Origin of the sequence: Paenibacillus sp. UNC451MF (assembly GCF_000686845.1) — a bacterium.
Taxonomy (GTDB): Bacteria; Bacillota; Bacilli; order Paenibacillales; family NBRC-103111; genus Paenibacillus_S.
On sequence record NZ_JMLS01000029.1, the window covers coordinates 67,021 to 73,560 of the forward strand.

Annotated in this window: 5 protein-coding genes; 3 read left to right on the top strand and 2 right to left on the bottom strand. The window is 49.6% G+C overall.

The window, feature by feature from the left end; genetic code table 11:
• Positions 1-3: 3 nt before the first annotated feature.
• Together BP97_RS0125745 and rbsK are read left to right on the top strand one after the other, a co-directional pair.
• Complete coding sequence (locus BP97_RS0125745; protein WP_028551701.1) at positions 4-2,109, top strand: ADP-ribosylglycohydrolase family protein; 2,106 nt, start codon at positions 4-6, stop codon at positions 2,107-2,109.
• 4 nt (positions 2,110-2,113) lie between these two features.
• Entirely contained in the window at positions 2,114-3,016 is a 903-nt protein-coding gene (rbsK, locus tag BP97_RS0125750) for a ribokinase (protein ID WP_028551702.1), read from the top strand.
• Between the two features lie 205 nt (positions 3,017-3,221).
• Here the strand turns inward: rbsK and nspC are convergent, their stop codons facing one another.
• Positions 3,222-4,349, bottom strand: coding sequence for a carboxynorspermidine decarboxylase (gene nspC / locus BP97_RS0125755; protein WP_028551703.1), 1,128 nt, complete (start codon positions 4,347-4,349; stop codon positions 3,222-3,224).
• 1 nt (position 4,350) lies between these two features.
• Positions 4,351-5,589 carry a saccharopine dehydrogenase family protein gene (locus BP97_RS0125760; RefSeq protein WP_028551704.1) on the bottom strand — a complete coding sequence of 413 codons (1,239 nt, stop codon included), beginning with the start codon at positions 5,587-5,589 and terminating at the stop codon, positions 4,351-4,353.
• 782 nt (positions 5,590-6,371) lie between these two features.
• Here BP97_RS0125760 and BP97_RS37430 point away from each other — a divergent pair.
• A partial coding sequence (locus BP97_RS37430) for a transposase (protein ID WP_036746530.1) occupies positions 6,372-6,540 on the top strand: 169 nt, incomplete at its 3' end.

The window sequence follows — 6,540 nt, forward strand, 5'->3', positions numbered from 1 at the left end:
ATAGTGATTCCTTCAAATTATTTAGAAAAAGTATACTCTGGCTACTTAGGCATGAATATCGGCATCCGATTGGGTGCCCCGGTCGAGCCGACCATCTGGACTTATGAACGTATTCAAAATACTTACGGTGAAATTACCGATTACGTCAAGGAATTCAAAAACTTCGCGGCCGACGACGATGCGAACGGTCCGTACTACTTCCTACGTGCGCTATATGACGATGCCGTCGATCGGGATGTGACTCCGAACGATGTCGCTCGCGCGTGGCTGAACTACGCCCGTGAAGGCGTCGGCATGTTCTGGTGGGGTGGCTACGGGGTCAGCACCGAGCATACCGCCTTCATTAACTTGAAGAACGGCATCCCGGCACCCCAAGCCGGCTCTATCGAGCAGAACGGCTTGATCATCGCCGAGCAGATCGGCGGACAAATTTTTATCGATACCTGGGGGCTTGTGAATCCAGGCAACCCTAAGAAAGCCGCCGATTTCGGCGAAGCCGCAGCCCATGTATCCCATGACGGCGAAGGCGTGCTGGGCGCGAGATTCTTCTGCGCGGCGATTGCCCAAGCGTTCCTAACCTCGGATATTAACGAGATTATTGAGGCGGGACTCGCGCAAATTCCTGCGGAGTCGCTCTATGCGCAGGTGGCTAGAGCCGTGCTGGCGTTTCACGCCGAGCATCCGGACGACTTCCGCGCCTGCCGGGATATGCTGGAAAGAAACTGGGGCTATGACAAGTATAAAGGTGTCTGCCACATCATCCCGAACGCAGGTGTCTGCGTCCTCGCGATGATCTACGGCCAAGGCGATTTCAACCGCACCGTCGAGATTGCAACCATGTGCGGCTGGGATACCGACTGCAACGCAGGGAATGTCGGCACTGTGCTCGGCGTAGCCGTCGGACTGGAAGGCATCGCGGACAAATACCGTAAGCCGATCAACGACTCTATCGTCATGTCGGGGATCTCTGGATATCTTAACATTCTGGACATTCCGAGCTATGCCAAGGAGCTGGCCATTCTCGGCTACCGTCTGGCGAAGGAGCATTGCCCGCAGGAGCTTCTGGACAGCTTCAAGGAGAACGAAGTCTACTTCGACTTCGATCTGCCGGGCTCGACGCATAATATTCGCGTGTCGGATCCTTTCTTCTGCCAAGCTCGTCATTCTACGGAAAAAGCGTTCAAGGGAACCGGTTCCCTCGAAGTGGTTTTCGACCGCATGGTCCGCGGGGAGAAATCCAAAGTGTTCTATAAGCCATTCTATACCCGCGATGACTTCAGTGACGAGCGTTACTCACCGACCTTCGCACCGCGCGCGTATTCCGGCCAGAAAGTGTCGATGAACATTTACCTCGACCAATGGAGTGGCAATGAGACGATGGGCATCGCTCCTTACGTCCGCTTAGCCAAGAGCAAGAAGGAGCTCGTCCAAGGCTATATCAAGCTCGTTAATCAAGAATGGATTCATGTCGAGTTCGAAATCCCGGATTCCGAAGGCGAGCTGATCGACGAAGTCGGCATCGTGCTTGAAGCCTACTCGACGCGCAAGCCGAAGAGCCTCGGCCGCGTCTTCATCGACGAGTTCCGCATCTACGGCAAAGCGGATTACAGCATCGACTTCAGCAAGCAATCGATGGACTTTGGCTGCGTGACGCCATTCGCCCACAACCACGGCGCTTGGAGCCTTGTCGACGGTACAATGTACCTAATGACTGCCGAGCCTAGTGAGGCGTATACAGGCAGCTACTTCGCACGGAATTACTCCGTGTCCGTGAAGATCAACCCGCAGATCGGCGACTCGCATCTCGTAGCCATTCGCGCCCAAGGCGCTATGCGCGGTTACCACGCGGGCTTCGACGGGAAGGACCAAGTCGCGATCTATATCAACGACTTCGGATACAAGAAGCTCGTATCTGCCAGCTATGCTTGGCAGTTGAACAAGGAATACGATCTCAAGGTAACGGCGCAAGGAAATACGATTACGCTGAGTATTAATGGAGAGCAAGTGCTGACGCATACAGACGATGCTTGGGGATATGGGATGTATGGTGTGAGTACGCTCGGCGTGGCGAGAGCTTATTATAGCGATATTAGAGTGACGGAGATTTAGGCAAATGAACAAAATTATTGTCCTAGGCAGCGCCAATATGGATATGGTGATGCGCACAAGCCGCATCCCCGAAATCGGGGAGACGATGCAGGGAGAGGGCTTCTTCCTCTCCCCCGGCAGCAAGGGAGCTAACCAAGCCGTTGCCTGCGCCAAGATGGGTGCCGATACCTGGTTTATGGGCAAAGTTGGCGATGACCTCTTCGGCCAGTCTTTGATCGACGGACTTGCGGGCTATGGAGTTCGCACCGACTATATGGTGCGTGAGCTGAACGTTACGACAGGCGTTGCCGCTATTACTGTGTTGAATGGATATAACAGCATCATCTTGGACGGCGGGGCTAATAATCACGTCACACCGGATTACATCCGAAGCTATGAGCAGGAGCTTCTCTCAGCTGCAGCCGTCATGCTGCAGCTGGAGATTCCGATGGAGACGGTATATGAAGCCGTTCGTATGCTCAAAGGCAAGGTGCCGATTTTCTTAAATCCTGCACCGGCTGTGCCGATAGATGAAGACATTCTTCGCAGCGTGGACTACTTCACGCCGAATGAAATCGAGTGCCGTCTTTACACGGATGTGGAGATTCGGAGCACGGATGATGGTCTCCGCGCTTTGGACGTTTTGCGCGGCAAAGGGATTCGTTACCCTCTCATTACGCTAGGCGAGAAGGGGATCGTTTACTTTAACGGGACGGAGAATGTGTACAAAGTGGCTCGCAAGGTAGAGGCTGTCGACACCACCGCGGCGGGGGATACGTTCTCGGGAACGTTGGCTGCGATGATCATCACGGGTAAGAGCATGGATGAAGCCGTGGATTTGGCGCAGAGGGCCTCGGCTATTGCGGTGACCCGACTAGGGGCGCAGGAGGCGATTCCAAAGGTTGGGGAGATTTTGGGACAGAAGTAAAAGTAGGGAAGCCATCCTCTGTTTATAGGGGATGGCTTTTTGGCGGAAGAGGAGTAGGATTCAACCTGCTTCCGTCTTACCGCTGGTGGTTGGTTTATTAATGCCACCAGCACCTTTCGCCGATAGCCCCGTTAAGCTAAACTAGACGTTAGACCAAAAAGCCTTAACCCTTCTTGTGAAGCAGGGTTAAGGCTTTGATGATTTATTAAGCTAGTCTCGTCTTAAAATCCTGATAGCCGAACTCGCGAACGACGCGGCAATTGCCATCTTTCATCTGCACGGCGATGGCCGGCAGCGGCATGCCGTTGAAGGTGTTGGTTTTGACCATGGAGTAGATCGCCATATCTTCAAACACTAATCTGTCGCCGCTCTTTAGGGGCTGATCGAAGGAATAGTCTCCGATGACATCGCCTGTAAGGCAGGTCGGACCGCCAAGCCGGTAGGTGTATGGTTTCTCGCCGGCTTCGCCCGAACCGATAAGCGGCGGACGATACGGCATTTCCAGAACATCTGGCATGTGGCAGGTAGCCGACGTGTCTACGATAGCAATCTCAATGCCGTTCTTATGGATATCCAGGACGGAGGTGACCATATATCCTGCATTGAGCGCGATGGCCTCTCCAGGTTCAAGGTAGACTTCCAAGCCGTATTTATTCTGCATACGCGAAATGCAAGCTTCAAGTCTTGGGATATCATAGTCATCTCTAGTGATATGGTGACCACCACCGAAATTGATCCATTCCATTTGCGGCAACCATGGCCCGAACTTTTCTTCGACCGCATTCAGCGTGGTCTCCAAATCGTCGGAGTTCTGTTGGCAAAGGGTATGGAAGTGCAGTCCCGATACGCCTTCAAGCAGCTCTGGCCGGAAATCATCCCGTTTCACACCGAATCTGGATCCCGGCGAACAGGGATCATAGATTTCATGTCCCTCTTGCGTCGAGCATTCCGGATTGATGCGAAGTCCTACTTTTCTACCTGCAGCCAGCGCTTTCGCTTTATACTTCTCCAACTGGGAGAAGGAATTGAAGATCATATGGTCGCAAATGGATATAATTTCGTCGATTTCATCTTCACGATAGGCAGGGGCAAAGACGTGAGTTTCTTTGCCCATTTCTTCGTGACCTAAGCGTGCTTCGAATAAACCGCTCGCGGTCGTACCGCTTAAGTATTGCCCGATGAGGGGATACATGGCGGTCATGGAAAAAGCCTTTTGCGCCAGCACAATCTTGGCTCCGGTGCGCTGCATGACGCCATTTAAAATCTTCAGGTTTTTTTCAATGAGTGCTTCATCGACTACAAAACAAGGTGTAGGTAATTCTTCAAACCGCATATTAACGAACGAGCTCCGGCTGTTTAGTTTCCTCAGGCAACGCGTCAACAAGCACCGGATTAAAGTCTTCTACCCATGGAAGTCCCCATTTGTTCAGCTCTTCCATGAATGGATCCGGATCGAACTCTTCGATATTGAATACGCCTGGTTTATTCCATTTGCCAGTCATGACCATTGCCGCGCCGATCATGGCAGGCACGCCAGTTGTATAGGAGATGGCTTGGGAGCCCACTTCTTTATAGCACTCTTGATGGTCGCAAATATTGTAGACATAGTAAGTTTTGTCTTGGCCGTCTTTTTTCCCTTTGAAGATACAACCGATGTTCGTCTTGCCCACCGTACGAGGTCCCAGGGAAGCCGGGTCCGGGAGCACAGCCTTCAGGAATTGAAGCGGGATGATTTTTTTTCCTTCGTATTCAATCGGCTCGATGGAAGTCATTCCTACGTTTTCAAGTGCCTTTAAGTGCATGAGATAGCTTTGACCGAAAGTCATGAAGAAACGAATGCGTTTCAGTCCAGGCATGTTTTGCGCAAGGGATTCAAGCTCTTCATGGTACAGCAGATACATGTCTTTTTCGCCGACTTCAGTAAAATTATAAACACGTTTGATTTCCATCGGTTTCGTTTCGATCCATTCTCCGTTTTCCCAGTAGCGTCCGTTAGCGGACACTTCACGGATGTTGATTTCCGGGTTGAAGTTGGTTGCGAAAGGATAACCGTGATCCCCACCGTTGCAATCCAGAATGTCGATATATTCAATTTCGTCAAAATAGTGTTTCAGCGCATAAGCGGAGAATACACCGGTCACGCCTGGATCGAATCCGCTGCCCAAAAGAGCTGTGATCCCTGCTTTTTCAAAGCGTTCACGGTACTCCCATTGCCATTTGTATTCGAATTTCGCCGTATCTTCCGGCTCATAGTTTGCCGTATCCATATAGTGCGTTTTGGTGGCCAAGCAAGCATCCATGATCGTCAAATCTTGGTAAGGCAGAGCCAGGTTCATGACGATATCCGGTTTGAATTCAGTAATCAGATCGATCAGATCTTCCACGATGTCTGCATCGACCTGCGCGGTTGTAATTTTGGTTTTGCCACCGTCCAATTTTGCTTTCAATTCATCGCATTTGGATTTCGTACGGCTGGCGATGCAGATTTCTTCGAACACCTCGCTGTTTTGAACGCATTTATGAATTGCTACAGAAGCTACGCCGCCGGCGCCGATGATTAGAGCTTTTCCCATGTCTCAATCTCCTATCCTGAATAAGTTATTTTTTTCAATGTAAAAACTACAACAAAAAAAGCAAGCGGAACACGCACCATGCGCATCACACTTGCTTCGATATAATCAAATAATAAGACAGTCCCATTAAGTATGACCGGACAAACCACTAATGTGCTCGTCAATCAGCCATAAAACTCATCGTTTCATGGAAAGGCCCTTAATATTCAAATATACGGTGTTAGGATCAGAGTCTATATAGCAAATAATTACTTTTACCACTCTTATTGATCGTTTCACAAGTTGTGTGCGTATGCACTGGTTGTAAAGTAACCAACTTATAAAATTTGAGCTCTTAACTCCATCAATAAGGCAACGAAAGTTGCCAATCGGCATTTGACCCAGCTGTCCGTATGGCTTTGGCTTCCTTAAAGGAAGTGGTCAAAGATTATCTGCTTGGAAAGATCCTAATTACATATTGTTGAATATTCGCTTTCCAAAAATCATGCTTCTTTATGATAGCAGGATAGGAAGTATTGAGCAAGAGGAAATTTTAACATGTCCATTTTTGCGCAGAAAATAACACGAGATAGCATGAGGTTACACGCGAAGCATGGAATCATTCGTTCATTTATTTTTCTTAAATTTATCGTTTTGTTTCAAATCAGTATTTAGCGAGGTTCGTAGTGGAGGACACTAACGAAAAAAGCTGGCACATTGGTATTATCCCCTTCAAGTAGACACTCAAAAAAAACCTTCATGTTATCATGGAGGTTCGAGTGAAACTTGGAGGGGATATTTTTATGGCTAAAAAGGGACAAACATTCCAGACGTATACAGAAGAATTCAAGTTGAAGGCGGTCAGAGCGTATTTAGGGGGTTCATCGAGCTACAAGTCGGTAGCTGAACGAGAAGGAATTCGTAACTGTTCACAACTGAAGGTGTGGGTAAAGAAATGGCAAAACGGGGAGT

Bases quoted from the DNA above. Each gene is read 5' to 3' on its own strand.
- rbsK (WP_028551702.1), top strand. From the start codon at position 2,114: ATGAACAAAATTATTGTCCTAGGCAGCGCCAATATGGATATGGTGATG.
- nspC (WP_028551703.1), bottom strand. From the start codon at position 4,349: ATGCGGTTTGAAGAATTACCTACACCTTGTTTTGTAGTCGATGAAGCA.
- BP97_RS0125760 (WP_028551704.1), bottom strand. From the start codon at position 5,589: ATGGGAAAAGCTCTAATCATCGGCGCCGGCGGCGTAGCTTCTGTAGCA.